The sequence below is a fragment of the Pseudomonas sp. 2957 genome (assembly GCF_031456345.1).
GTDB lineage: Bacteria > Pseudomonadota > Gammaproteobacteria > Pseudomonadales > Pseudomonadaceae > Aquipseudomonas > Aquipseudomonas siliginis.
This window is the reverse complement of sequence record NZ_JAVDUL010000002.1, coordinates 990,148-1,014,839: the sequence shown is the minus strand read 5'-3', so window position 1 is coordinate 1,014,839 and position 24,692 is coordinate 990,148. Positions and strand designations below refer to the sequence as shown.

Sequence of the window (24,692 nt, the reverse complement as noted above, 5' to 3'; positions counted from 1 at the left end):
TGCAAAATGCGATGCAGGAGATGGCGCAGAACCTGAACACGCTGGTGCAAGGTATCGGCAATGGCGTCACGCAGATTTCCACCTCTGCGGAAAAGCTCTCGGCCATGAGCGAGCAGACCAGCGCAGGTGTACGTCAGCAAAAAAGTGAAGTGGATCAAGTTGCCACAGCGATGCACGAAATGGCTTCGACGGTGCAGGAAGTTGCGCGTAACACCACCGATGCCTCCGCTGCCGCGACCCTCGCCGATCAGCAGGCGCGCCATGGCAGCACGGTGGTCAAGCAGGCGACGGTGCAGATCAGCGAACTTGCCATGGCCATTGAGGAGTTGGGCGGTGCGATGAACGTGCTGACTCAGGACAGCGAGCAGATCGGCAAAGTCATCGATGTTATCAAAGCCGTCGCCGAGCAGACCAATCTGCTCGCGTTGAACGCCGCTATCGAAGCCGCGCGGGCGGGAGAGCAGGGTCGTGGTTTTGCTGTGGTGGCAGACGAAGTGCGCTCGCTGGCGCAGCGCACGCAGGACTCGACCAAGGAAATCGAAGCGCTGATCGTTACCCTGCAACAAGGCACGCAAGCGGCCGCGACGCTGATGACCTCAAGCCGCGAACGCACCCTCGATACGGTGGTACTGGCGCAGAAGGCCGAATTGGCGATTACCGAGATCAATCAGTCCATCGGTACGATCCAGGAGATGAGTCTGCAGATCTCGGCCGCCGCCGAGCAGCAAAGTGCCGTGGCCGACGAAATCAACCGCAGCATTGTCAGTGTGCGTGATGTGGCTGACCAGTCGGCTGTCGCCAGCGAAGAAAGTGCGGCGGCGACGATCGAATTGGCGTCCCTGGGGCAGGACCTGCAGCGAATGACCGCGCATTTCCGCACCTGATCTTTTCAACTTGGCGCACGCGGTGCCTTCAACTATTCAGGCGCCGCAGGGCTACAGTTATTGCCTTGTTTGCAGATAACTAAGGCCAGCAGCTGTTTTATTTATCGCCATGGAAGGTTGCACGCCGTCATCAGGTGGTTCATGACCGACTTTCCAAAATCATTCGCGTCTCCCGGTGGCTGCCAGGGCTGTAGGAACAAAGGTGTGCCAGAGATGGATTTCGCCTTCGCTTTCCAGCCCATTGTGGATCTGCGCGATCAAACGACGTTTGCCCATGAAGCGTTGGTTCGCGGCGTAAACGGTGAAGGCGCCTTGTCTGTCCTGGAGCAGGTGGACGATCAGAACCGTTATCGATTCGATCAACTGTGTCGTGTGCGGGCGATTTCCACGGCGGCTGACTTGGGCATGACGCAGTACCTGTCGATCAACTTTCTGCCGAATGCCGTTTACCGGCCGGAGATGTGTATTCGCAGCACGCTGGAAGCGGCGCGCACATACGGCTTTCCGCTGGAGCGGCTGATCTTTGAGGCCGTGGAAGGCGAGCACGTTGAAAGCAACAAGCATTTGATGAATATCTTGCGTGAGTATCGTGAGTTTGGTTTCAAGACGGCGATCGACGACTTTGGCGCAGGCTATTCCGGCCTTAACTTGTTGGCGGATTTTCAGCCAGACCTGATCAAGCTGGATATGGCGCTGATCCGCAATATTCACCGTGACCGCGTACGCCAGACCATCGTGCGCAACGTGGTGAACATGTGTAGAGAGTTGGGCGTGGAAGTGATCGCCGAGGGCATAGAAGATGCCGAGGAAAGAGACTTTCTCGCCGATTGCGGCATTTACCTGATGCAGGGCTACTGGTTCGCCAGGCCGGCCTTTAAATCATTGGCGCAGATCTCGACGAGTGCGTGGCAGGGGAGATCATCCAATCCGCGATCTTGTGCAAAACATTGATCACCACCAACACTGGCTGCCGTGGGTGCCCTGCGCCTTAATGTCGGTTGTTCTGCGGTCACGGGTTGCGTCGGGTTTCCAGCAGCGTAAATAGCCCCATGCCTGCGAGCATCGCCAATACGAAAACGATTGCTTGCCAGTGGCCTGTCAACAGGATGGTCACTGCCGGGCCAGGGCAGATGCCGGCTATCCCCCAACCGACCCCGAACAGCAGGCTGCCACCAACCAGACGTCGGTCCAGCTCTTTTCGGGCGGGTAGTTGCATGGGGTTGCCCAGTACCGATTTGCGTTGCCGGCGTGCCCAGGTCAGCGGGCCGATAGCGATGGCAATGGCGCCCACCATGACCAATGCCAGCGAGGGATCCCAGGCCCCGGCCACGTCGAGGAACGCCAGGACTTTTGTTGGATTGGCCATGCCCGCCAGAAGTAACCCGACGCCGAACAGCAGGCCGGCCAGGAATGCATTCAGTTTGAGCACGTTCAAACTCCCGTCAGATGGCGCAGGACAAACACGGTGAGGAACCCACTGAGCATAAAGCAGGCAGTGGCGAGCATCGAACGTGGCGAAAGGCGCGATATGCCGCAAACGCCATGGCCGCTGGTGCAACCTGAGCCGTAGCGTGTGCCAAGCCCTACGAATAACCCTGCGAGAATCAGCCCTGACCAGCCGCTCTGGAACTCGATCGGCGGTAACGCCTTGAACAATCCCCACAGCAGTGGCGCGACCAACAGGCCAAGGATGAACAGCGCCTTCTCACTGGCGCCTTCACGGTTGCTTTGCAGCAGGCTGCCGATCAGGCCGCTGATGCCGGCAATACGCCCATTGCCGACCACGAACAGACTCGCGGCCAGGCCGATCAGCGCGCCGCCGGCGAGGGAAGACCAAGGCGTGAAATTGAGCCAGTCGACATTCATGGGACGCCTCAAGCGCAGTAGCGGTGGATGTGCGGTATGCATCGCGGCAGATGCGCACGTGTCGCTGTGATTTCAGTGTAGCAACCGTGTGCTGTTTGAATAACGGCTGCCATTTTTTTCCAACGCGTGCATTGAGCGAACCGTTCCCTCAATGCGCGCGTCGGCCGGGTTCCTTGGCTTACTGCGGCACCGCAATCCACTCACTCAACGTCTGCTGATACTTGCCAGTGACCTTGCTCAAATGCAGCCACTGATCGACATACAGTTTCCAACTGATGTCATCGCGCGGCAGCAGATAAGCCTTCTCGCCGTATTGCATGTATTGATGCGGATTCACCGCGCACAAACCGGGTTTGAGTTTCTGCTGATACAGCGCTTCCGAGGCGTCGGTGATCATCACGTCGGCCTTGTTGTCGAGCAGTTGCTGGAAGATCGTCACGTTGTCGTGCAGGGCCAGTTGCGCCTTGGGCAGGAAGGCGTGGACGAAGGCTTCGTTGGTGCCGCCGGCAGGTTCCACCAAGCGCACGTTGGGCTGGTTGATCTGGTCGATGGTCTGGTATTTGGACTGGTCGGCGCAGCGCACCAGCGGGATCTTGCCGTCGGTGTCGAGGGTGTTGCTGAAGTAGGCTTTTTTCTGCCGTTCGAGGGTGACCGAGATGCCGCCCATGCCGATGTCGCATTTGCCGGCCTGCATGTCGGGCATCAGGGTTTTCCAGGTGGTCTGCACCCATTGCACCTTGACGCCGAGGCTGTCGGCCAGGGAGCGGGCCATGCTGATGTCGATGCCTTCAAAGTCGCCGTCGCTGCGCTTGAAGGTGTAGGGCTTGTAATCGCCGGTGGTGCAGACGCGCAACTGGCCTTGTTGCTGAATGCTGTCGAGGTGAGACGAGGCCGGGTCGGCGTGAGCGCCAGTCGCCAGGGTCAGCAGGCCGCCGAGGATCATCGTGCTTTTTAGTGTTGTCATTGAGATCGGGCTTCTGAAAGGGAAGGTGGCCCAGTGTAGTGAAAGCCTTCCACGGGTGTCATCCCGGGTCCGGACTCAATGTGCCCAGCCACGCCACCAGCGCCACGATCAACAGGGCAAGGGCCAGCTCCATCACCACACTGCGCCGCAGCGCTTTCGCGGCGATGAGGTGCTGGCCGTCGCGCAGCGATCGTTGCAGTGACGGTCCAAGATGAAAGCGGTTCAACGCAGCCAGCACCAGCATCACGGCAAACGCCAGCACCTTGATCGCCAGCAGCAGCCCGTAAGTGCCGAACAGCACTCCGTCGAGCCTTGGGCCGACGATGAAAAGATAATTCATCACGCCGGTGACCAACACCGTCAGCACGATCAGCGCGCCCGCCCATTCGAAGCGTTTCACTGCATCGGCGAGCAGGCGAAGGCGTGTGTCACCGATCCGCCCGCTCACCATCAACACCAGCGCCAGCAAGGCACCCAACCACGCTCCCGCCGCAAGCAAGTGCAAGATGTCGCTGAGAAAGTGCCAGAACCGCAGCCATCCTTCGTCCATCGCGCCATGCCCGCTCCACGCCAGCGAAGCGAGAGCAATGGCGCCTGCCAACGACGCTGGCCACAGACCCGGCCAGATCACCACGATGGCCAGCGCTGTCATCCGCAGCGCCCACGCCAGGCCGACGTCTGTTTCCAGCAGCATCATCTGCAGGTGCGGCCACAATGCCGCGAGCTGGGTTTCGCCACTCATGACGCGGGTCATCAGCACCAGCCCGGCCACTGACAGCAATGCCCCTGTCACTGCCATGCCACGCAATAACCGACGGAACTGCAGCAACGTGTTGAAGCTGTACAAGCCAAACAACGCCAGCCCGAACAACAGCAGCAAATCCACATACAAGGCGAACCGCAGGATGATGTTGAGCAGGTCCGCCATTGTTCACTTCACTTTGAACGTGACGTTACCGGTGATCGGGTGCGTGTCGGCGGACACCGCGCGCCACTGCACCTGATAGGTGCCGGCAGGCAGCGGGGCGAGCGGGGTGATCAGCATGGTTTTCGGATCGCTGCTGGCGCTGACTTTGGCTTTCATCGGCATCGGCGAGTGAGCCATGCCACCCATTTCGGTCATTACCAGTTTGGCCCCGGAGAATTGCGTGACCAGGTTCTCGGAAAAGTGCAGCTCGATCCTGTTCGGCGCGGGACCTTCCGCGCCTTCGGCTGGCGTCGACGAGAGCAGTTTCGGATGGGCCTGGGCGAGGGCGCTCAGGAGCAATCCGCTGGCGAATATCAGGGGCAGGGTCAATGTGCGCATGCAAGGTCTCCGGTTTGTTTTTGTAGAAGAATTCAGAACCACAGCCTGACGCCTAGGACGAGGCGCGCCTCACTGCGATCCTCGTCTTCTTCGCGGGCATAGTCGGCGGTGTTGCCGTAAGTGCGATTCCACGTCACGCCGATATAAGGCGCGAATTCGCGGCGGATTTCATAGCGCAACCGCAGGCCCGCCTCGGTATTGGACAACCCTGAGCCGATGCCTCGCTGCGGATCGTTCTTACCGTAGATATTCAGTTCAGCGGTCGGCTGCAGGATCAGTCGATTGGTCAGCAGGATGTCGTAGTCGCCCTCCAGACGTACCGCGCTCTGGCCGCCCTCGCCAAGGAAAGCCGTGGCTTCGGCCTCGAAGTTGTACAGCGCCATGCCTTGCAGACCGAACGCGGCCCAGGTTTGCGGTGCGCCGGGTTTGAAGTCCTGACGCACGCCGCTGACCACGTCCCACCATGGTGAAATCGCGTGGCCCCATAGCGCTTGAATTTCCGCGTCTTCAGTCTTGCCGTTGTTGCGCTCGCCTTCAGAGCGCAGCCACAGCCGATCGGTATCCCCACCGATCCAGCCGGACAGATCCCAGGTCAAAGCGCTGCCGTCATCGGCGTTCTGCCATTCGAGTTTGTCGGCAAGAAAGTAACTGTTTATAACGCTGTCATGCACCTGATGACCGCCGGGGCTGGTGAACACCGCAGCGCGGTCGGCGTCGGTCACGGGCGGAATCGGCGTGCGGCTTTCGCTCGGCGCGGCGGGCTGCATCATGCCGTCGTCCATGCTCTGCATCGCCGAATGATCCATCCCGGGCATCTGGCTGTGGTCCATGCCCTGCATATCGTCGGCGGCCATGGCAGAGGTGCCGGCGAGCAGCAGCGAAAACACGCTGAGTCGAGTCATGATCGGCCTCTTCATTCTTCCACCCGCACTTCGCGGAACATGCCCGTTTCCATGTGATAAAGCAGATGACAGTGATAGGCCCAGCGGCCGAGGGCGTCGGCGGTGACGCGATAGCTGCGGCGGCTGCCGGGCGGCATGTCGATGGTATGTTTGCGCACCTGAAAGTTGCCGTTTTCGTCTTCCAGATCGCTCCACATCCCGTGAAGGTGAATCGGGTGGGTCATCATGGTGTCGTTGACCAGCACGAGGCGGATGCGCTCGCCGTATTTCAGCCGTAAAGGCTCGGCATCGGAGAATTTGATGCCGTTGAACGACCAGGCGAATTTCTCCATGTGGCCGGTCAGGTGCAGCTCTATCGTGCGGCTCGGATCGCGGCCGTCCGGGTCTTCGAAGGTGCTGCGCAGGTCGGCGTAGGTCAGCACTCGGCGGCCGTTGTTGCGCAGGCCGAGGCCTGGGTCGTCGAGCTTTGGCGCGGTGATCATGGCCTGCATGTCCACCAGCGGATTGTTGTTTTCACTGTCGGGATGGGCTTGCATCGGGCCCATGGTGGAGTGATCCATGGCGCTCATGTCCATGCTGCCGTGATCCATACCGCCCATGCCCATGTCGTCCATGCTCACCAATGGACGCGGATCCAGCGCCGGCACTGCTGCCGACATGCCGGCGCGTGTGGCAAGAGTGCCACGGGCGTAACCGCTGCGATCCATTGCCTGGGCGAAAAGGGTATAGGCCTCGGCGTCAGGTTCGACGATCACGTCATAGGTCTCGGCCACGGCAATGCGCAGTTCATCGACGCTGACCGGTTTGACGTGCAGGCCATCGGCAGCCACCACCGTCATTTTCAGTCCCGGAATGCGCACATCGAAATACGTCATGGCCGAGCCGTTGATCAGGCGCAGGCGCAGTTTTTCGCCGGGACGGAACAGCCAGGTGAAGTTGTCATCGGGGGCTTGGCCGTTGAGCAAAAAGGTATACGTGGCGCCACTGACGTCGGCGATGTCGGTAGGGTTCATGTTCATTTGCGCCCACATCTTGCGATTGGCAACCGTGGCGCCCCAGCCTTTCTCACCGACATCGTTGATAAAGTCGCCGACGGTGCGTTTGTGGAAGTTGTAGTAGTCGGACTGCTTTTTCAGGGTCTTCATCAGGCTGGCAGGGTCTTCGTCAGTCCAGTCGCTGAGCATCACCATGTAGTCGCGATCGTACTGGAAGGGCTCTGGCTCCTTGGCTTCGATCACCAGGGGCCCGTAGACGCCGGCCTGCTCCTGTAACCCGGAATGGCTGTGATACCAATACGTGCCGTGTTGCCGAACTTTGAATTGGTAGACGTACATGCCGCCCGGTTCGATGCCGTGGAAACTCAGACCCGGCACGCCGTCCATGTTCGCCGGCAGCAGAATGCCGTGCCAGTGAATCGAGGTGTCGGCCGCGAGCCGGTTACGCACGCGCAGCGTCACGGTATCGCCTTCGCGCCAGCGCAACAGCGGGCCGGGCAGGCTGCCGTTGATGGTCATCGCTGTGCGTGCGGAACCCGTGAAATTGACCGGAGTTTCGCCGATGAACAACTCGAATTCGTTGCCGCTCAGTTCGTTGACGGGCGTGGCGCCGTTCAGCGCCCAGACCGGTGTACGCCAGAGCCCGAGGCCGCCGAGCAAGCTACCGGCGGCCAGGCCTTTGACAAAAGTGCGTCTTGTGAGAATGGAAGGCATGCGCTGGAAATCCCCGTCTGGCTCATGACAGAGAGACTAGCCAGCCCCGGCTTTCAGTTGGCTGAGGCAAACATTACAGTTTTGTCAGTTAACCCGGGCGGCTTAAAGCCCCAGCCCTTGCTGCACCACTTGCAGCAGATTGTTTTCCGTCAGCGCAATCGCATCCAGCTCCTGGCCGGTCTCGATAGTCTGCAACCACCAGTGACTCTCGCCATGCTCGTCAACCGTGCGCAGCAGCGACTGATCGCGCCCCGGCACCTTGATCTCGACACGTCCGCAACCGTCCTCGGTAAACCGCGCAATCGGATCGAACATCAAACTGTGATGGTTGGCTTCGATCACCAGTTGATCAATAGCGTAATCATGACTTTCGCCATCCGGCGAACTTTCGCAAACGTGCGTAGGATTTCGCCGAATCTTCAGTCCTACTTCGGTGACTGGTTGCAGCCAGCCCTCAATGCGGTGGTACAAGTCGTACACCTGAGCAGGCCAGCAATCGATTTCCAGCGCCGCATCAGCCTGGGTGTGCCGTGTCTGCTTGAGTCTGGCGGCGAGTTCGTCTGCTTTACTCATGTCGGTTCCCTTGTTGGATGTCTGCCTGTTCAGCGTAGACCTTTGCACGGCGCAGGGCCTTGCCTTGCGTCATGCGCTTGCAATACAAGCGTGTCGAAATCAGCACTGGCCAGGTCTGGCCAACAACGAAAACCACGGACGCAGGCGTCCCAAGGAACGGGTTAATGAAAAAGCTGTTTACAATTCTGGCGCTGATCGCGCTGACGGCCGGTAGCATCGGCACGAGTTCGGCGCGTCAGCCGGCATCGATGAAAGCGCAGGCCGAATCGGTGGCGGGGGTGTTCGACTACTACCTGCTGGCGCTGTCCTGGTCACCGACTTTTTGTCTGACGCACAAGGACGATGCGCAGTGCACCGGCAAGGGTTATGGTTTTGTCCTGCACGGTTTGTGGCCGCAATACGCCAAGGGCGGTTGGCCGCAATCCTGCCCGCCGCTGACCAGGCTATCGGCGGCAGAAACCAGCAAGGGCCTGACGATGTACCCGACGAAAAAACTCCTCGATCACGAATGGTCCAAGCACGGCACTTGCAGTGGTCTGGGCGCGGTGGGCTATCTGGACAAGTCAGATCAGGCCCTCGGCGCGGTGAAGATTCCGCAGGCGTTACAGCCGTTCGGCTCGACGTCGTACTACTTCGAAGCGCAAGAGATTGTCGATCTGTTTCGCAAGGCCAATCCGGGTATTCCCGAGGATGGAATTGCGGTGATTTGCAGCGGCCCGCAGCTGTCGGAAGTGCGGGTGTGCATGGACAAGGATTTGCAGTTCGGCGCGTGTGGCAAAGGGGTGAAGACGCAGTGTCGGGCGGGGGATATTCGGGTGCCGCCGGTACGGTAAGCCATCCGTAATGAGCCAGGAAAAACAGGCGCTCCCGTGAGCGCCTGTTTTTTTGGTCTGAGGATTTGGAAATGTGAATATGAATACGAACCACGCTAATGCTTCAGCGATGTTCTTGTCGCCCATCGCCCAAGGACGGCCAGTGAGTGACCTTATGTACGATGCAATCAACAAGGAAACCTGTTGAATGAAGAAGTTGTCGGTTGGGCTCATGCTCATTTTCTGTACCTCTTGCGCCAAGGATCAGAGTGTTCCTCACGCAAACCTGAACTTTCATACCTTAGAAAGGGAGGGCAATAGCTCCCTTTACGCTTTTTATTATGGCTCTGACGTAGATCTGTTGGATTTATTCAACAGGGGCAAAAGGGTAGGTGCCGCTTCGACAATGCTGAAGTGCGCACTGGGTGAAGACGAGGATTTTTCGATTACTAACCGGTTCAGGTATTCCGCATACGGTTTAATCGACGAAGATGCGTCGAACAAAGCACGGGGCAGATTCAACTATGTAACAAGTGCTTTTTTAAGCCAGACCCAAGATAACGGCAGCACGCAGGACAATCTTTCAGTACCGGAACTCAACGATCTGCTATCCCGCAAAAAAAGCATACCCTGCAAAGTCGTCATCACCGCCTACGGCTACAAAACCTACTACTCAAACACCATGAACATCCCCACCGCCGACCTGCTCCGCGAAATCAACAAACCCGAATAAAGATCCCCGGGGGGTCAGGCAAATCCCCCCGCATCCACCCCCAATTCTCCACGCAAAAACTCCACCAGCCCCCGCTGCAAGCCGCTCAACACTCCCTCGCGGCTGACCAGCGCCAGTTCTGTCGGCGCCAACTCCGGCAGATCCCTACACACCTCGTGCTCTGGCAATACCGCCGAAACCGGCAGCACCGAAACCCCCAACCCGGACGCCACTGCGGCTTGAATTCCGGTCAGGCTGTGGCTGCCGAACGCCACTCGCCACGGTCGCTGCGCCACATCGAGCAGGCGAATCGCCCGTTGTCGATACAGGCAGCCTTGCGGAAACAGCGCCAGCGGCAGCACACCGCTGGAGGTGTCGAACTCGGTGCCTTTGACCCATACCAGTCGTTCCGGCCAGGTAACCCATGCCGGGCCGCTGTCGGGTTCGCGTTTGATCAGGGCAATGTCGATGTCGCCGGCGTCGAGGCGTTGGCGCAGGTCGAGGCTCATGCCACTGATGGTTTCCAGGCGGGCCTGCGGATGGTTGCGGGTAAAACCGGCGAGGATCAGTGCCATGCGCCGGGCGTCGAAGTCTTCCGGCATGCCGATGCGCAGCACTTCCAGGTCGACGTCACTGGCCAGCGCTTGCGTGGCTTCGGCGGACAGCGCCAGCAATCGGCGCGCGTAGTGGATCAGCAGTTCGCCGTGTTCGGTGACCGCGACGTTCACTCCGGTGCGGTCGCGCAGGAGTAGCGGGTGGCCGACCAGATCTTCGAGTTTGCGCACCTGCTGGCTGACCGTCGATTGGGTGCGGTGCACACGCTCGGCAGCACGGGTGAAGCTGCCTTCATCGACCACGCAGACAAAGGTTTTCAGCAATTCCAGATCCAGCATGGCGGTATTCCTGATAGTTGTTTTGCGAATGAGGGTTGAGTGTTTATTTAATTTCACACTATCACCGCACGCTCATAAGCTGAAGTCCTCACTGTGGAGGAATCGACCGATGACCTTAAACAACACGCCGCGCCCGCACTGGCTGACCTTCGATTGCTACGGCACGCTGATTCAGTGGGATGAAGGCCTGAAAGCCGTGGTCGAAAAAATGCTCAGCGACAAGGGCGAGCACGCCGTCGACGCCACTAAGTTGATCGAAGTCTACGACCGTCACGAGCATCGTCTGGAACAAACGCCGCCGCACCGTTCCTTTCGCGAACTCAGCATCCTCGGCCTGCAACTGGCGCTGGCAGAACTGGGCTTGCCGAGCCAGCCCGAGGACAGTCAACGCCTGGCGACAGCCATCCCGAACATGCCGCCATTTGCCGAAGTGGTCGACACCCTCGCGCAGCTCAAAGCCTTGGGCTTCAAGCTGTGCATCGTCTCCAACACCGACGACGCGATCATTGCAGGCAACGTTGCGCAGCTCGGCGGCCATATCGACCGGGTGATCACCGCGCAACAGGCCGGTGCCTACAAACCGGCGCCGCGCCTGTTCGACTACGCTCATGAGCAATTGGGCGTGACCCGGGATGAAGTGGTGCACATCTGCGCCAGCCCCATGCTCGATCACACGGCGGCGCGGGACATGGGTTTTCGTTGCGTGTGGATCGATCGCGGCACGGGTCGTCAGTTGTTGCCGGACTATCGCCCCGACGCGATCCTCTCCAGCCTCGATCAAGTGCTGCCGCTGTTCAAATCCCTCGGCTGGACCTAAGGAGAATTGCCATGGCTCATATCTTGAGCGGCACTGGCAAAGCCAGACCAAGCGCAACGTTGAACCTGGACACCGAGGCGATCATCACCGCCCGCAACGAACTCGCTGCGTGCTTTCAACTGGCCGCATTGCATGGTCTGGAGGAGGGCATCTGCAATCACTTTTCGGCGATGCTGCCGGGGCATGATGATCTGTTTCTGGTCAATCCATACGGCTACGCTTTTTCGGAAGTGACCGCGCAGAATCTGCTGGTCTGCGACTTCGCTGGCAACGTGGTCGATGGCGAAGGCGAGCCCGAGGCGACGGCGTTCTACATCCACGCGCGCCTGCATAAACAACTGCCACGAGTAAAAGTCGCGTTCCACACGCACATGCCGCACGCCACCGCGTTGTGCCTATTGCAAGGCCCGCCGCTGCTGTGGCTGGGGCAGACTGCGCTGAAGTTTTACGGGCGCACAGCGGTGGACGAGGATTACAACGGCCTCGCGCTGGACGCATCTGAAGGCGACCGCATCGCCAGCGTTATGGGCGATGCCGACATTCTCTTTCTGAAAAACCACGGTGTGATTGTCGCTGCGCCGAGCATTGCCGAAGCCTGGGACGATCTGTATTACCTGGAGCGCGCCGCGCAGGTGCAACTGCTGGCGATGGCAACCCAACGTGAATTGAAACCGGTGCCTCATGCGATTGCGCAGCGCGCCTATGAACAAATGCGTGAAGGCGATGCGCAAAGTGCCCGCGCGCACCTGACCAGCGCGATGCGGCGGCTGGCCCTGCACAACTGATTAACCGTAAAGAAGCAATCGTAAATAAATCGACGAAAAGCGATCATCCAAACTCGCGACGCGCCGATAACTGGGCGGGAGGCGGGCGTTTGCCCGGTACATCCCGGTGGGCTACGCTCACACATACAAGGGTTTCGGGCTCGCGCCCCTGTCGTACCTGCCCAGGACATGCTTTTGCCAATCCCCAATAACGATCCGCATCAGGCCCCCGGCACGCTCAAACGGTTGCCGCTTCGCAAAGCGGCGGTGCTGTTTATCGTTGCGGTGAGCCTATGCCTCTGCGGTCTGCTGTACCTGCAACTGGAGCAGTCGCGGCGTCAGGATCTGGCGGTGGCGAAAATGGCTTCGGGCAACCTGACCAGGGCCATGGCGCAGCAGGCCGAGGACACTGTGCGGGCGGCGGATCTGGTGATGACCAGCCTGGTCGACTGGATTCAGGACGATGGTTACGGGGCGGTGCAGCGCCCTCGGTTGCAGCGGATCTTTGCCCGCCGCGCGCAGCAACTGGATCAGTTGCATGGCATCTTTCTCTTCGATCGCGAAGGGCAGTGGGTCATTACTTCGTTCGCCGATCTGCCTCGTGGCAATGGCGTGGCCGATCGCGAATATTTCAAGTTCCATCAGCAGAATGCGTCGACCGTTGCGCACATCGGTCCGGCGATTCGCAGCCGCGAAAACGGCGAGTGGATCATTCCGATTTCCAGACGCGTCAACGACCAGCTCGGCAACTTTCAGGGCGTGCTGATGGCGGGCATCCGCATGTCCTACTTCGATCAGTTCTTCAAAAGCTTCAGCCTCGATGACAGCGGCATCATGTTTCTGGCGCTGACCGACGGCACCTTGCTGGCGCGACGGCCCTTTGATGAGTCGTTGATCAACACCTCGGTGGCCCACGGCGAGATCTATCAAACCCTGCTGCCGAACGCTAACGCTGGCACCGCGATGCTCAACTCCGTGGTCGACGGCGTGACCCGCTTGTATGGCTATCGACAGCTCGCCTCGTATCCGCTGGTGGTCTCTGCTGCGACGTCTCAAGACACGATTCTGCAGGGCTGGTATGACCGCGCCTTCCAGTCCAGCGTAATTGTCGCGCTGGTGATCCTCGGGGTTGGCCTGTTCGGCTGGGTGTTCATTCATCAAGTGCGCGACGGCGAGCGTATCGAGAAAAACCTGCGCAAGGCGCAACTGGCGCTGGAGCAGATCGCCACCCACGACAGCCTCACGGGACTTGCCAATCGGCGCTTGTTCGAGCGCTCGCTGGACATCGAATTTGCCCGGGGCGCGCGCCAGGTCAGCCCGGTCAGCCTGATCATGCTCGATATCGATTTCTTCAAGCGCTACAACGACGCTTACGGCCATGTCGCCGGCGATCAATGCCTGGCGCAGGTGGCGCAAGTGGTGAAGGCCTGCTGCCAGCGCAAGTCGGATCTGGCGGTGCGTTACGGTGGTGAAGAGTTCGCTGTGCTGTTGCCGGATACGGACATCAACGGTGCGCTGGCGATAGCCGGGCAGATTCGCCGCAGCGTGATCGACAAGCACATCATCCACAGTGGGTCGCCGACCGGTTATCTCACGGTGAGTCTGGGCTGTTATTCATTTATTCCGAACGGCAACGACAGCCCGCAAGTGTTTATCCAGCGCGCGGATGCGGCGTTGTATGAGGCGAAAAATGCCGGGCGCAATCGCGCGGCGGTGTTTACAGCTGAAGAGGGTTTTGCCGAGCTGATGCGTTCGGATCGCTGATTCTTTCAATCAACAGACATCAGAAGTGGGAGCGAGCCTGCGCGCGAATCGGTGTGTCAGCTTGCATCAAGGTTGGCTGACAGACCGCTTTCGCGAGCAGGCTCGCTCCCACATTGGGTCCTGATGTAAGCAGGGCTATCTGGGATGGCTCTTGTTCGTTCAGCTGCCCGTGCCACCGCCCGCACCACCCGTGCCGCCGCCGGCCGAACCGGTCCCGCCACCCGCGCCGGAACCCGAACCGCTGGCGCCGCCATTGGTGCCCGTTCCAGTGCCCATGCCCGAACCAGTTCCTGTCCCTGTCCCTGTCCCTGTCCCGGTTCCTGTGCCAGTTCCGTTATTGGTTCCACCAGAATTGCTGTCAACGGAAGGCGAGCCCGGCGTGCTGTCTGGCGGCATGGTCGAGCTGCTGGCGCCGCCGGACTTGGTGCCCGTCGCATCGGTGCTGTCATTGGCAGCGAAGCTGGCGGCGGATGCCGTGGCGAGCAGGCCGGCCAACAATAACGAAGTGAATTTGCGCGTCATCATGGTACGTCTCCTGATAAAGGGGATTACCTGATATTGGTCAGGCGCACTGAAACCTTGGTGCCCGTCGAGTGACGAGCGGTCAGTCGCCGCGCCAAGTGGCCTACCGTTCTTCTGCAATATTGGCTATTTGCCGAACCACCCCCGGGGACTAACGTAGCCACACATTCAATCGCTACCCCGGAGCCCACCATGCAACCTCGTGCCGATTTCTACACCGCGTCCCCTGATGCCATGAAAGCGATGATGGCGCTGGAAAATGCCGTCTCGAAACTGTCGCTGGAAAAGAGCCTGCTCGAACTGGTCAAGCTGCGCTCTTCACAGATCAACGGCTGCGCATTCTGCATCGACATGCACACCGCCGACGCGATCAAGGACGGCGAAACCCCACGCCGCCTGTTCGCCGTGACAGCATGGCGGGAAGCGCCGTTCTTCAGCGAGCGTGAACGTGCCGCACTGCTGTGGACCGAGTCGCTGACACAACTGAGCCTGACCCACGCGCCGGACGAAGACTATGAAGTCGTCGCTGCGCAGTTTTCGCCGAAGGAACTGGTTGACCTGACGGTGGCGATCAACACCATCAACGGCTGGAATCGCCTGGCAGTGGGCTTCCGCAAACTGCCGCAGGCCTGAGACATTCACGCTTTTACCTTGTGGGAGCGAGCCTGCTCGCGAAGGCGACGTGTCAGTCATCATCATCGTTGCTGACATACCGCATTCGCGAGCAGGCTCGCTCCCACAGGGTCCTATTCAATGCCCATCGGAGCTCGGCGTCGTCGGTGCTTGTACCTTGCGCATCAAGAACACCATCACAGCGTGCATTGCTTTGTATTAATACGAAGCATTACTATTCACGCCCCTTTCTCACCACGCCGCCCATCCCCCATGCGCTCCCGCAGATCCGGCTTTTTCGAGCATTACGAAGAGTTGATCGGCACCTGGACTCGTCGCCTGCGCAATCGCGCGCAGGCCGAGGATCTGGCGCACGACACCTTTGTGCGGGTGCTTGAGGCGGATTCGGCGGCGGTGCAGCAGCCGCGTGCGTATTTGCATCAGACCGCGCGCAATATCGCCGTTGATGGTTATCGGCGTGAGGACCGGCGGGGCGTCATGGAGTCGGAGGCGGTCGATGACAGTGCATCGTCGGCGGGCGATCCGGAGCATTACATGCACGCGATCCAGTTGGCCGATTCCATCGAACGCGCGCTCACCGAGCTGCCGCTCAACTGCCGCAAGATCTTTGTATGGCAGAAGATCGAAGGCCTGACGCAGGCAGAAATCGCCGAACGCCTGGGGCTGTCCAAGAACATGGTCGAAAAGTATATGATCCGCACCCTGCGCCATCTGCGTGAGCGGCTGGATGGCTTGCAGTCATGATGACGAGTGACGTCGAAAAGATCGCAGCCTTCGGCAGCTCCTACAGGGGGGCGTGCCTGGTCTCAACCTCAGCCGGACAGAATATTCCATGATGGAGACGAGAGATTGCGCCTGTGGGCAAGCGGCGGTGCGTGACGAGGCGGCGGCATGGTTCGTGCGTTTGCAGGAACCGAATGTCAGCGTCGAGCAACAGCAGCGCTTCGAGGCCTGGCTGAACGAGCATTCGCAGCACCGCGAAGAATTCCAGTTGCTACAGGGCTTGTGGGCGGCGGCTGATTTGCTGCCGACCTCACGTCTTCAAGCGCTGGTTGAAACTCCGCCAGCTCGCCGCCAACGTCGGCCGATGCTGCGTTATGCCGTCGCCGCGAGTGTTCTGGCCGTGGCGCTGGGGCTTGGCCTGTTCAGCGGGCTGAATCATCCGGGCGGTTACCGCGCTGAATTCGCCACGGCGCCGGGCGAGCGCAAGCATGTGGCGTTGCCGGACGGTTCTGTAATCGATCTGAACAGTCGCAGCCGCTTGCAGGTGCGTTATGAGCAGGATCGACGGGTTATCGAATTGAGCGCGGGCGAGGCGATGTTCAGCGTTGAACACGACGCCTCGCGTCCGTTTATTGTCGAAGCGGGCAGCGGCAGGGTCACGGTCACCGGTACGCGTTTCGATGTGCGCCGCGATGCCACGCAAACCCGCGTGGCGGTGGAGCAGGGCACGGTGAAGGTGCAGGGAAGTGCTGCCCCGGACAACCAATTCATCAACCTCACCGCAGGCCTCGGCACGGCGGTCGATGGCCAAGGCAAAGTCCTGCCGGCCTACGCGGTCAACCCGGCGGGACTGACCGCATGGCGTAACGGCAAACTGGTGTTCAACAACGCCAGCCTCGGCGAAGTAGCGGCGGAAGTATCGCGCTATCGCGACAAACCGCTGACCGTATCCCAGCCGAACGTGGCCAGCCTGCGCCTGACCAGCGTGTTCAAATCCGACGACACCGACGCCTTGCTCAAAGCCTTGCCGAGCATCCTGCCGGTGACGGTGCGCACCCTTGCCGATGGCAGTCAGGAAATAATTTCCAGATAGCATTCAGGTTTTTTCCCCGTTCATCGTCTTCCTGTTCAACTGCAACTGGTTTGCATTAACAGCCGCACACTCTTGCGATCCACAGGACTCCGTACGACGTGAACATCACCACAACCCACAATAAAAAATCCCCTTGGTTGCCACTGGCTCTCGCGCTGGCAGTCAGCGCCGCGATGCCGTTGGCGTTTGCCGCTGAAGCCATTCATATCCGCGCGCAACCGCTAGGCCAAGCCTTGAGCGAACTGGGCCAGCAAACCTCGCTGCAGGTGTTTTTCAGCCCTGAGCTGGTGGCCGGCAAACAAGCTCCGGCGGTGGACGGCGACCTCGCGCCAGAGCAGGCGCTGCGGCAGTTGCTGCAGGGCAGCGGCCTCGATTATCAGATCAATGAAGGCTCGGTGACGCTCGCCCCGGCCGCCACTTCCGCAGCCAGCAACGGCCCGCTGGAACTGGGTGTGACCGACATCAAAGTGGTCGGCGACTGGCTCGGTGACGCGGACGCTGCGGTGGTGCAGAACCACCCCGGCGCACGCACGGTGATTCGCCGCGAAGCGATGGTCGAGCAGGGCGCGATGAACGTCAGCGACGTGCTCAAGCGCGTGCCTGGCGTGCAGGTGCAGGACTCCAATGGCACCGGCGGCAGTGATATTTCCCTCAACGTCGGCGTGCGCGGTCTGACTTCGCGCCTGTCGCCACGCTCGACTGTTTTGATCGATGGCGTGCCAGCGGCGTTCGCGCCTTACGGCCAGCCGCAACTGTCGATGGCGCCGATTTCCTCGGGCAATCTCGACAGCATCGACGTCGTGCGCGGCGCCGGTTCCGTGCGCTACGGGCCGCAGAACGTCGGCGGCGTGATCAACTTCGTGACCCGCGCGATTCCGGAGAAAACCACCGGCGAAATCGGCACCACCCTGGAAACCACGCAGTACGGCGGCTGGAAACACATCGACACCGCGTTCGTCGGTGGCACCGCCGACAACGGCATGGGCGTCGCGCTGCTGTACTCCGGCGTCAACGGTCACGGTTATCGCGAGCGCAACAACGGCAATGACATCGACGACGTGCTGCTCAAGACGCATTGGGCGCCGACCGATAAGGACGATTTCAGCCTCAACTTCCACTACTACGACGCCAGTGCCGACATGCCGGGTGGCCTGACTCAGCGTCAGTACGATGACAAACCGTACGAGTCGGTGCGTGACTACGACCAGTTCACAGGCCGGCGCAAAGACGTGTCGTTCAAGTGGATCCGCCAGATCGACGAGCGCACCCAGGCAGAAATTCTCACCTATTACACCGACAGCTTTCGCGGCAGTACCATCGCCGCGCGCGATCAGCGCACCCTCAGCTCGTACCCGCGTTCCTATTACACCCTGGGCATCGAGCCGCGCGTGTCGCGGGTGTTCGATGTCGGCCCGACCACTCAGGAAGTCAGCGTCGGTTATCGCTATCTGAAAGAGGCCATGCACGAAGAATCGAGTCGTCTGGCGCTGGTCAACAACCAGCCGGTGGTCACGCCGACCTCCGACGGCCATGTGTTCCAGGATCGCACTGGCGGCACCGAGGCCAATTCGGTGTATGTCGACAACAAGATCGACGTCGGCAACTGGACCATCACCCCAGGCATTCGCTTCGAACACATCAGCACCGATTGGCACGACCGCGCCGTGCTCGACACCGCTGGCCGCCCGGTACCGGAGAAAAACCGCAGCATCGAAAGCAATGAGCCGCTGCCGGCGCTGAGCGTGATGTATCACCTGTCCGATGCCTGGAAGCTGTTCGCTAATTACGAAACCTCGTTCGGCAGCCTGCAGTATTTCCAGCTCGGCCAGGGCGGTTCGGGTGACAGCACCGCCAACGGTCTGGAGCCGGAAAAGGCCAAGACCTACGAGATCGGCACGCGTTACAACGATGATGTCTGGGGCGGCGAGGTGACGCTGTTCTACATCGACTTCGATGACGAACTGCAATACATCAGCAACGATGTCGGCTGGACCAACCTCGGCGCGACCAAGCACCAAGGCATTGAAGCCTCGGTGCATTACGACATGGCCGCACTCGACCCGCGCCTCGATGGCCTGACCGCCAACGCCGGGCTCACCTACACCCGCGCCACTTATGAAGGCGAGATCCCCGGCTTCAAGGGCCGCGATCTGCCGTTCTATTCGCGGCAGGTAGCGACAGTCGGTTTGCGTTACGACATCAATCGCTGGACCTGGAACATCGATGGCTTCGCCCAATCGAAACAGCGCTCGCCTGGCACCGGTGTGAATGCGGATGGCAGCTTCAACGGCAACTACATCACCGAAGGCACGGCGGACGGGCAGTACGGTGACATTCCAGGGTACGTGACCTGGAACGTGCGCGGCGGCTATGACTTTGGTCCGCAGGTGTCGAACCTCAAGCTTGGTGCCGGGGTGAAGAACGTCTTCGACAAGCAATACTTCACCCGCTCCAGCGACAACAACTCGGGGATGTATGTCGGCGCACCGCGCACGTTCTTCGTGCAGGCCAGCGTCGGCTTCTGATAGAGCGCGGTGCCTCCTTCGCGAGCAGGCTCGCTCCCACATGGACCACTGAAACCCTGTGGGAGCGAGCCTGCTCGCGAAGCTTTCAGACCTTGAGGACTTTGCCGCCGATCGCCACAGCCACCAGCAATACCGCCATCAGTCCAAAGGCAAAACTCAGGCTGCTGGCATGGGCGACAAAACCGATCACTGCCGGCCCGGCGAGAATCCCTGCATAACCCAGCGTGGTAATCGCCGGCACCGCGATGCTCTCCGGCATCACCGTCTGCTTGCCCACCGCCGTGTACAGCACCGGCACGATGTTCGAGCAACCGGCGCCGACCAGCGCATAACCGAGCAGTGCCGCTTGCCAGCTCGGTGCGAAGGTGGCGAGAAACAGTCCCGCCGCCGCCAACAGGCCGCCGAACAGAATGATCCGCGTAGCCCCCAACTTGCGCACTATGCGATCACCCAGCAGACGGCCGACGGTCATGGTCAGGGCAAACGCTGCGTAACCCATTCCCGCATAAGCCGTGTCGATCCCCCGTTCCTGAGCGAGGAACACTGCGCTCCAGTCCAGCGCCGCGCCTTCGGTAAGGAAAACGATGAAGCACATGCCGCCGATAAACAGCACGATGCCATGGGGAATGGCGAACGCCGGGCCGGAGCTTTCGCTGCCGTAGGGCAACATGTGCGGCACGCACTTGAGCAGGGCGCCGATCAGCAACACGACGACGACCAGCATCGCTGCCAGCGGTGTCAGCCCGAGGCCGAGCAGGGCGCTGACACCCGCCGCACCGACGATGCCGCCGAGGCTGAACAAGCCGTGGAAACCCGACATCATGTGCTTGCCGCTGGCGCGTTCAACGATCACTGCTTGCAGGTTCACCGTCGAATCCACCGTGCCGAGACCGGCGCCGAACATGAATAGCGTGGCGATCAGCGCCGGGATCGACGACACCGTCGCCAGCAACGGCAGCGCGGCGCAGATCAGCAAGGTGCCGGCGGTGGCCACACGTCGGCAGCCAAAACGCGTGGCGAGAATCCCCGCTAGCGGCATCGCCAGAATCGAGCCGACGCCCAGGCACAACAGCAATAACCCTAGCGTGCCCTCATCCAGCCCGGCTCGCGCCTTGGCGTACGGCACCAGCGGCGCCCAAGCGGCGATGCCTAGGCCAGCGATGAAAAAAGCGACGCGGGTGGACATCTGTTGCAGACGTCCGGGGACGAACGTGTCTTGGGGGTTGAGGCTGGTCATATCGATCCTTGGCAAAAAAACAACTGCATCCCGAGTGACATTCTGACGGCGTTGAGGTTCGATCTCAGGCCTTTCGGGGCATAACGGTGAACATCCTACCCTGTGGGAGCGAGCCTGCTCGCGAAAGCGGTGGGTCAAATATGGAATTGTCGACTGAGGCACCGCCTTCGCGAGCAGGCTCGCTCCCACACTGGTTTGCGGTTTACAGTCGGATTTTCGCCAGCATGGAATATGGGAACAAGGCATGACGAGCTTCTACGACGCACGCGGCAATATCTACGCCGTGGTCTCACCCCAAGCCTTGCGCGAGGCCGGAATCGCTTTGCCAGCGAGGGCCGCAGAGTGCGCCGTATCCAGGCAGCAATGGAGCGAAGCCGCCATCGCCCTGTGCTGCGATTGGCCCGCCGGCCAGCGTCCGGTCAACAGCAAACCCCACCGCAGCGACGGCCTGCTGATCGGCCCGTTTCAGGCATCTGCGCCGTTCGATGTGCTGATCGTCAACACCGACGGCAGTCTCGCCGAGCGCAGCGGTAACGGTCTGACGATTTTTTCTCAGGCATTGACCGAGCAAGGCTTGCTGCCGGAGCAGGGTGCAGTGTTGCGCGTTCATCATGACAAGGGCGCGGCGCTGGAAACCTCAGTGAGACCCGCCGAAGTCGAAGGCGTGCGCGGTTTCTGGCTCGACCTCGGTCAGCCCAAATTTGGCCCGGAGGTTGTGGGTGCGCATACGGTTGAAAGCGTTCAGTTCAACAATCGCGACGTCAGCCATGTCCAGCCCCTGGCACAACTCGATCCTGACTGGGAGCGCAGCCAGTTCGTACGCATCGGCAATCCGCATTGCGTGACGCTGCTAAGCGATCCGGCCATGTTGCCGAGTAACGAGCAGATGCTTGAATCACCGCTGAACGAAAGGCTGACGGCAATTGCCTATGCCATGCCCACCGGTGCCGGCAATCCCTGCCCGGCGGGCGTCAATCTGCAATGGGCCGCGCTGGCGTCGCCGCAGCAAATCCTCGCCCGGGTATTCGAACGTGGTGAGGGACCGACCGCGTCATCCGGCACCAGCGCCAGTGCGGTCGCGTGTGCCGCGTGGCGGGTGGGTTGGGTCGAGGCGGGAAAAGTGCGGGTGGTCATGCCGGGTGGCACCGCACCGGTTTTGCTTGAGGTTTCGCAAGGGGAATTGCTGCGCGTCAGATTGTTTGGCACGGCGCGGTTGGCGGGTTGATTCGGCCGACGCCATCGCTGGCAAGCCAGGCTCCCACAGGGTTTTGCGCTGAACACATTCCTCGCCACCAACTGGATCTACTGTGGGAGCGAGCCTGCTCGCGAAGAGGTCGGCACATCCAACATCGAGGCGCCTGGCATGGCGCTTTCGCGAGCAGGCTCGCTCCCACAGGTTTTGCTCTCGGCCCATCAGGTTCAGCGTACTTCTCAGTTGAACTCCACCACCGGCATCTGCCGCTTCATCAACACCTTGCCGCCGCGAATCGAATACAGCGGCAGGCCTTGGCTGCGGATCACTTCGTAGTCGCTGTCCGCCGAGAGAATCAGCAGGTTCGCCGGGCGGCCCTGTTCGAGTCCGTAACGCTCGCCCAGGTGCATGGCTTTGGCGCTGTTGTCGGTGACCAGATCCAGCGCGCTTTGCAGGTTGCGATAACCGAGCATGTGGCAGATGTGCAAACCCGCTTCAAGCACGCGCAGGATGTTGCCGTTACCCAGCGGATACCACGGGTCGACGATCGAATCCTGACCGAAACACACGTTCATGCCGGCTTCGAGCAGTTCGTTGACGCGGGTCACGCCCCGGCGCTTCGGGAAGTTGTCGAAGCGCCCTTGCAGGTGAATGCTTTCGGTCGGGCAGGAAACAAAGCTGATGCCGGAATGGCCGAGCAGGCGGAACAGTTTGGCGCAGTAGGCGTTGTCATAAGAGCCCATCGCCGTGGTGTGGCTGGCGGTGACGCGGGCGCCCATGTCGCGGCTGCGCGCTTCTTCGGCAAGCACTTCAAGGAAACGTGAATGCGGATCGTCAGTCTCGTCGCAGTGCACGTCGACCAGGCAGCCGGTACGCTCGGCCAGGTCCATGAGGAACTTCACCGAGCTGACGCCCTGATCGCGGGTGTACTCGAAATGCGGAATGCCGCCGACCACGTCAGCGCCCATGCGGATCGCCTCTTCCATCAGCTCGCGCCCGTTGCGGAACGACTCGATGCCTTCCTGCGGGAACGCGACGATCTGCAGGTCAATCAGGTGACGGCTTTCCTCACGCACTTCGAGCATGGCTTTGAGCGCGGTGAGTTGCGGGTCGGTGACGTCGACGTGGGTGCGCACGTGCTGAATGCCGTGGGCGGCCAGGGCCTGAATGGTCTTCTTGGCGCGGGTCTTGGTGTCTTCTTCGGTGATGGTGACTTTGCGCTCGCCCCAGCATTCAATGCCTTCGAACAGCGTGCCGCTCATGTTCCAGCGCGGCTCGCCGGCGGTGAGGGTGGCGTCGAGGTGGATGTGCGGCTCGACGAAGGGCGGCACCACCAGATTGCCGCCAGCATCGAGGTCATCCGGGCCGAGGGTCGGCGCTTCGGTCTGACGGGCGATGCTGTGGATCAGGCCGTCTTCAAGGTGCAATTCGTGCAGGCCTTCCTGGTTGCGCAGGCGGGCGTTGATGATGTGCATCAGGCAAATCCTTTTTATAGGTCTTGTAGTGGTGCGCTGACGCGACGGGCGCCCAGCACACCGGTGACGATGACATACGTTAGCGCGGCAGCGGCGATCCCTACCAGCGGCGCGACCCAGGGCGAGCTGAACGCAGCGACGGTTCCGACCCCGTAGGCCCCGAGGCCCGGCCAGTTGAACGCTGGCAACCGTGCGTCGGCCAGACGCGGATAGTGCCCGCGCCAGCGGTAGAAGAAGTCAGCCATGATCACCCCGCCAATCGGCGGAATCACCGTGCCGAGCAGGATGAGATACGGCACCAGCATGTCGTACATGCCCAGCAGGGCGAGCAGAGTGCCGATCACCGCGCCACCGAGGGTCACGGTCTTGCGCCGCCCGGTGCGCAGCAGGTTGCAGCCGGCAACGGCGAAGTTGTAGATGGTGTTGTCCTGAGTGCTCCAGATGTTCAGCAACAGCATGGCCATCGCGGCCATGGCGAAGCCCTGCAACAGCAGCACTTCAACCACATCCGGCTGTCGATAGACGATCGCGCCGTACGCGCCGATCAGCACCATCAGGCCGTTGCCGATGAAAAAACCGATCAGGCTGGCCAGCACTGCCACCTTTGCCGAGCGGGAAAATCGCGTCCAGTTGGTGGCTTGCGTTGCGCCGCTGACGAAGGTGCCGAACACCAGGGTGATCGCTGTCGACCAGTCCAGAGAACCGCTCGGCACCACGCTGAGCAAGCCTTCGAAGCCACCGACTTTCACGGTCGCTGCCCACATCGACAGCATCAGCAGCAACATCATCGCCGGCACCGCGATGTACGAGAGAATTTCCAGTCCGCGATAACCGATGTACGCCGTGGCGCAGAAGCCGAGGCCGAACAGCACCATCAGGACCAGCACGGTGCTTTCATCGAGATTGAAATACTTGCCGATCACCACCGCCGCCGTCGCCGTGCCCCACGCGTACCAGCCAATCTGGGTGAAGCCGAGAATCAGATCGCTGAGCTTGCTGCCGACCTCGCCAAAACAGAAACGCCCCATCAGCACAGAATTGAGGCCGCTCTTGAAGGCGATGTAACCCAGCCCTGCCGCGTACAGGCCCAGCAACAGGTTGCCGACAATGATCACCGCCATCATCTCGGCGAAACCGAACGCGACCCCGAGCTTGCCGCCGGCAAACATGGTCGCAGTGAAAAACGTGAAGCCCAGTAACACCATCGCCGTCGAGGCCAGGCCTTTGCGCGCGTGCATGGGGACTTCACTGAGCGGGTAATCGTTGCCGGGGGCGTTCTGCGTCATGGGGCAGTCCTTGCAGGAAGGGGAAGACGCAGAAGGGTTG

At 60.7% G+C, this 24,692-nt stretch carries 25 protein-coding genes; 12 read left to right on the top strand and 13 right to left on the bottom strand.

Annotation, left to right across the window (positions count from 1 at the left end):
• Nucleotides 1–11: 11 nt before the first annotated feature.
• The gene (locus J2Y39_RS26490; protein WP_370695147.1) at nucleotides 12–884 is read left to right on the top strand and encodes a methyl-accepting chemotaxis protein; all 873 of its coding nucleotides are present in this window, start codon (nucleotides 12–14) and stop codon (nucleotides 882–884) included.
• 141 nt (nucleotides 885–1,025) lie between these two features.
• The gene (locus tag J2Y39_RS10055) at nucleotides 1,026–1,835 is read left to right on the top strand and encodes an EAL domain-containing protein (protein WP_052392137.1); all 810 of its coding nucleotides are present in this window, start codon (nucleotides 1,026–1,028) and stop codon (nucleotides 1,833–1,835) included.
• A 58-nt stretch (nucleotides 1,836–1,893) separates the two neighbouring features.
• Here J2Y39_RS10055 and J2Y39_RS10050 read toward each other — a convergent pair whose 3' ends face one another.
• From J2Y39_RS10050 to J2Y39_RS10015, 8 genes are all read right to left on the bottom strand, one after another.
• Entirely contained in the window at nucleotides 1,894–2,313 is a 420-nt protein-coding gene (locus tag J2Y39_RS10050) for a DUF6691 family protein (protein ID WP_076563632.1), read from the bottom strand.
• 2 nt (nucleotides 2,314–2,315) lie between these two features.
• On the bottom strand, nucleotides 2,316–2,750 hold the full coding sequence (locus J2Y39_RS10045; RefSeq protein ID WP_150634850.1) for a YeeE/YedE family protein: 435 nt from the start codon (nucleotides 2,748–2,750) through the stop codon (nucleotides 2,316–2,318).
• A gap of 178 nt (nucleotides 2,751–2,928) precedes the next feature.
• Nucleotides 2,929–3,714 (bottom strand): transporter substrate-binding domain-containing protein, encoded by a 786-nt coding sequence (locus tag J2Y39_RS10040; protein ID WP_110646786.1) that lies wholly within the window; start codon nucleotides 3,712–3,714, stop codon nucleotides 2,929–2,931.
• Between the two features lie 58 nt (nucleotides 3,715–3,772).
• A complete protein-coding gene (gene copD, locus J2Y39_RS10035; protein ID WP_310217178.1) occupies nucleotides 3,773–4,642 on the bottom strand; it encodes a copper homeostasis membrane protein CopD in 870 nt (289 codons plus the stop codon).
• 3 nt (nucleotides 4,643–4,645) lie between these two features.
• The gene (copC, locus tag J2Y39_RS10030; protein WP_041477271.1) at nucleotides 4,646–5,020 is read right to left on the bottom strand and encodes a copper homeostasis periplasmic binding protein CopC; all 375 of its coding nucleotides are present in this window, start codon (nucleotides 5,018–5,020) and stop codon (nucleotides 4,646–4,648) included.
• Between the two features lie 32 nt (nucleotides 5,021–5,052).
• Nucleotides 5,053–5,922 (bottom strand): copper resistance protein B, encoded by an 870-nt coding sequence (locus J2Y39_RS10025; protein WP_310217175.1) that lies wholly within the window; start codon nucleotides 5,920–5,922, stop codon nucleotides 5,053–5,055.
• Between the two features lie 11 nt (nucleotides 5,923–5,933).
• Nucleotides 5,934–7,631 (bottom strand): copper resistance system multicopper oxidase, encoded by a 1,698-nt coding sequence (locus J2Y39_RS10020; RefSeq protein ID WP_310217172.1) that lies wholly within the window; start codon nucleotides 7,629–7,631, stop codon nucleotides 5,934–5,936.
• Between the two features lie 102 nt (nucleotides 7,632–7,733).
• Nucleotides 7,734–8,204 carry a hypothetical protein gene (locus tag J2Y39_RS10015; RefSeq protein WP_041477268.1) on the bottom strand — a complete coding sequence of 157 codons (471 nt, stop codon included), beginning with the start codon at nucleotides 8,202–8,204 and terminating at the stop codon, nucleotides 7,734–7,736.
• A gap of 164 nt (nucleotides 8,205–8,368) precedes the next feature.
• On the opposite strand from J2Y39_RS10015, the gene J2Y39_RS10010 reads away from it, so the two are divergent.
• Nucleotides 8,369–9,037 carry a ribonuclease T2 family protein gene (locus tag J2Y39_RS10010; protein WP_056791411.1) on the top strand — a complete coding sequence of 223 codons (669 nt, stop codon included), beginning with the start codon at nucleotides 8,369–8,371 and terminating at the stop codon, nucleotides 9,035–9,037.
• 187 nt (nucleotides 9,038–9,224) lie between these two features.
• Entirely contained in the window at nucleotides 9,225–9,749 is a 525-nt protein-coding gene (locus J2Y39_RS10005) for a hypothetical protein (RefSeq protein ID WP_310217167.1), read from the top strand.
• 14 nt (nucleotides 9,750–9,763) lie between these two features.
• Here the strand turns inward: J2Y39_RS10005 and J2Y39_RS10000 are convergent, their stop codons facing one another.
• The gene (locus J2Y39_RS10000; RefSeq protein WP_310217164.1) at nucleotides 9,764–10,621 is read right to left on the bottom strand and encodes a LysR substrate-binding domain-containing protein; all 858 of its coding nucleotides are present in this window, start codon (nucleotides 10,619–10,621) and stop codon (nucleotides 9,764–9,766) included.
• Nucleotides 10,622–10,730: 109 nt separating this feature from the next.
• On the opposite strand from J2Y39_RS10000, the gene J2Y39_RS09995 reads away from it, so the two are divergent.
• The 3 genes from J2Y39_RS09995 to J2Y39_RS09985 all read left to right on the top strand — a co-directional run bounded on the left by J2Y39_RS09995 (nucleotide 10,731) and on the right by J2Y39_RS09985 (nucleotide 13,966).
• The gene (locus J2Y39_RS09995; protein ID WP_252867938.1) at nucleotides 10,731–11,438 is read left to right on the top strand and encodes a haloacid dehalogenase type II; all 708 of its coding nucleotides are present in this window, start codon (nucleotides 10,731–10,733) and stop codon (nucleotides 11,436–11,438) included.
• 11 nt (nucleotides 11,439–11,449) lie between these two features.
• Nucleotides 11,450–12,223 carry an aldolase gene (locus J2Y39_RS09990; RefSeq protein ID WP_310217159.1) on the top strand — a complete coding sequence of 258 codons (774 nt, stop codon included), beginning with the start codon at nucleotides 11,450–11,452 and terminating at the stop codon, nucleotides 12,221–12,223.
• A 174-nt stretch (nucleotides 12,224–12,397) separates the two neighbouring features.
• The gene (locus tag J2Y39_RS09985; protein ID WP_310217157.1) at nucleotides 12,398–13,966 is read left to right on the top strand and encodes a sensor domain-containing diguanylate cyclase; all 1,569 of its coding nucleotides are present in this window, start codon (nucleotides 12,398–12,400) and stop codon (nucleotides 13,964–13,966) included.
• A gap of 159 nt (nucleotides 13,967–14,125) precedes the next feature.
• On the opposite strand, the gene J2Y39_RS09980 is transcribed toward J2Y39_RS09985, so the two are convergent.
• Entirely contained in the window at nucleotides 14,126–14,491 is a 366-nt protein-coding gene (locus J2Y39_RS09980) for a hypothetical protein (RefSeq protein ID WP_150741227.1), read from the bottom strand.
• 189 nt (nucleotides 14,492–14,680) lie between these two features.
• On the opposite strand from J2Y39_RS09980, the gene J2Y39_RS09975 reads away from it, so the two are divergent.
• The 4 genes from J2Y39_RS09975 to J2Y39_RS09960 all read left to right on the top strand — a co-directional run bounded on the left by J2Y39_RS09975 (nucleotide 14,681) and on the right by J2Y39_RS09960 (nucleotide 19,462).
• Complete coding sequence (locus J2Y39_RS09975; RefSeq protein ID WP_016775423.1) at nucleotides 14,681–15,121, top strand: carboxymuconolactone decarboxylase family protein; 441 nt, start codon at nucleotides 14,681–14,683, stop codon at nucleotides 15,119–15,121.
• A 252-nt stretch (nucleotides 15,122–15,373) separates the two neighbouring features.
• Nucleotides 15,374–15,865, top strand: a complete 492-nt coding sequence (locus J2Y39_RS09970; protein WP_065615952.1) for a sigma-70 family RNA polymerase sigma factor — start codon at nucleotides 15,374–15,376, stop codon at nucleotides 15,863–15,865.
• An 88-nt stretch (nucleotides 15,866–15,953) separates the two neighbouring features.
• The gene (locus J2Y39_RS09965; protein WP_310217153.1) at nucleotides 15,954–16,937 is read left to right on the top strand and encodes a FecR family protein; all 984 of its coding nucleotides are present in this window, start codon (nucleotides 15,954–15,956) and stop codon (nucleotides 16,935–16,937) included.
• 98 nt (nucleotides 16,938–17,035) lie between these two features.
• Entirely contained in the window at nucleotides 17,036–19,462 is a 2,427-nt protein-coding gene (locus J2Y39_RS09960) for a TonB-dependent siderophore receptor (protein ID WP_310217149.1), read from the top strand.
• A gap of 85 nt (nucleotides 19,463–19,547) precedes the next feature.
• Here the strand turns inward: J2Y39_RS09960 and J2Y39_RS09955 are convergent, their stop codons facing one another.
• Nucleotides 19,548–20,699 carry an MFS transporter gene (locus tag J2Y39_RS09955; protein WP_150634866.1) on the bottom strand — a complete coding sequence of 384 codons (1,152 nt, stop codon included), beginning with the start codon at nucleotides 20,697–20,699 and terminating at the stop codon, nucleotides 19,548–19,550.
• Between the two features lie 244 nt (nucleotides 20,700–20,943).
• Between J2Y39_RS09955 and J2Y39_RS09950 the strand changes: the two genes are divergently transcribed.
• Nucleotides 20,944–21,924, top strand: coding sequence for a diaminopimelate epimerase (locus J2Y39_RS09950; RefSeq protein ID WP_310217146.1), 981 nt, complete (start codon nucleotides 20,944–20,946; stop codon nucleotides 21,922–21,924).
• Between the two features lie 206 nt (nucleotides 21,925–22,130).
• On the opposite strand, the gene codA is transcribed toward J2Y39_RS09950, so the two are convergent.
• Together codA and codB are read right to left on the bottom strand one after the other, a co-directional pair.
• Nucleotides 22,131–23,366: a cytosine deaminase gene (gene codA / locus J2Y39_RS09945; protein WP_310217143.1), complete on the bottom strand. Its 1,236-nt coding sequence runs from the start codon at nucleotides 23,364–23,366 to the stop codon at nucleotides 22,131–22,133.
• Between the two features lie 14 nt (nucleotides 23,367–23,380).
• On the bottom strand, nucleotides 23,381–24,652 hold the full coding sequence (gene codB / locus J2Y39_RS09940) for a cytosine permease (RefSeq protein WP_310217139.1): 1,272 nt from the start codon (nucleotides 24,650–24,652) through the stop codon (nucleotides 23,381–23,383).
• Between the last annotated feature and the right edge of the window lie 40 nt (nucleotides 24,653–24,692).

Bases quoted from the DNA above. Each gene is read 5' to 3' on its own strand.
- codA (WP_310217143.1), bottom strand. From the start codon at position 23,366: ATGCACATCATCAACGCCCGCCTGCGCAACCAGGAAGGCCTGCACGAA.
- J2Y39_RS09990 (WP_310217159.1), top strand. From the start codon at position 11,450: ATGGCTCATATCTTGAGCGGCACTGGCAAAGCCAGACCAAGCGCAACG.
- J2Y39_RS09950 (WP_310217146.1), top strand. From the start codon at position 20,944: ATGACGAGCTTCTACGACGCACGCGGCAATATCTACGCCGTGGTCTCA.
- codB (WP_310217139.1), bottom strand. From the start codon at position 24,652: ATGACGCAGAACGCCCCCGGCAACGATTACCCGCTCAGTGAAGTCCCC.
- J2Y39_RS26490 (WP_370695147.1), top strand. From the start codon at position 12: ATGCAGGAGATGGCGCAGAACCTGAACACGCTGGTGCAAGGTATCGGC.
- J2Y39_RS10010 (WP_056791411.1), top strand. From the start codon at position 8,369: ATGAAAAAGCTGTTTACAATTCTGGCGCTGATCGCGCTGACGGCCGGT.
- J2Y39_RS10040 (WP_110646786.1), bottom strand. From the start codon at position 3,714: ATGACAACACTAAAAAGCACGATGATCCTCGGCGGCCTGCTGACCCTG.
- J2Y39_RS09980 (WP_150741227.1), bottom strand. From the start codon at position 14,491: ATGATGACGCGCAAATTCACTTCGTTATTGTTGGCCGGCCTGCTCGCC.
- J2Y39_RS10020 (WP_310217172.1), bottom strand. From the start codon at position 7,631: ATGCCTTCCATTCTCACAAGACGCACTTTTGTCAAAGGCCTGGCCGCC.
- J2Y39_RS09970 (WP_065615952.1), top strand. From the start codon at position 15,374: ATGCGCTCCCGCAGATCCGGCTTTTTCGAGCATTACGAAGAGTTGATC.
- J2Y39_RS10055 (WP_052392137.1), top strand. From the start codon at position 1,026: ATGACCGACTTTCCAAAATCATTCGCGTCTCCCGGTGGCTGCCAGGGC.
- J2Y39_RS10015 (WP_041477268.1), bottom strand. From the start codon at position 8,204: ATGAGTAAAGCAGACGAACTCGCCGCCAGACTCAAGCAGACACGGCAC.
- copC (WP_041477271.1), bottom strand. From the start codon at position 5,020: ATGCGCACATTGACCCTGCCCCTGATATTCGCCAGCGGATTGCTCCTG.
- J2Y39_RS10005 (WP_310217167.1), top strand. From the start codon at position 9,225: ATGAAGAAGTTGTCGGTTGGGCTCATGCTCATTTTCTGTACCTCTTGC.
- J2Y39_RS10000 (WP_310217164.1), bottom strand. From the start codon at position 10,621: ATGCTGGATCTGGAATTGCTGAAAACCTTTGTCTGCGTGGTCGATGAA.
- J2Y39_RS09995 (WP_252867938.1), top strand. From the start codon at position 10,731: ATGACCTTAAACAACACGCCGCGCCCGCACTGGCTGACCTTCGATTGC.
- J2Y39_RS09955 (WP_150634866.1), bottom strand. From the start codon at position 20,699: ATGACCAGCCTCAACCCCCAAGACACGTTCGTCCCCGGACGTCTGCAA.
- J2Y39_RS10025 (WP_310217175.1), bottom strand. From the start codon at position 5,922: ATGACTCGACTCAGCGTGTTTTCGCTGCTGCTCGCCGGCACCTCTGCC.
- J2Y39_RS10045 (WP_150634850.1), bottom strand. From the start codon at position 2,750: ATGAATGTCGACTGGCTCAATTTCACGCCTTGGTCTTCCCTCGCCGGC.
- J2Y39_RS09965 (WP_310217153.1), top strand. From the start codon at position 15,954: ATGATGGAGACGAGAGATTGCGCCTGTGGGCAAGCGGCGGTGCGTGAC.
- J2Y39_RS09975 (WP_016775423.1), top strand. From the start codon at position 14,681: ATGCAACCTCGTGCCGATTTCTACACCGCGTCCCCTGATGCCATGAAA.
- copD (WP_310217178.1), bottom strand. From the start codon at position 4,642: ATGGCGGACCTGCTCAACATCATCCTGCGGTTCGCCTTGTATGTGGAT.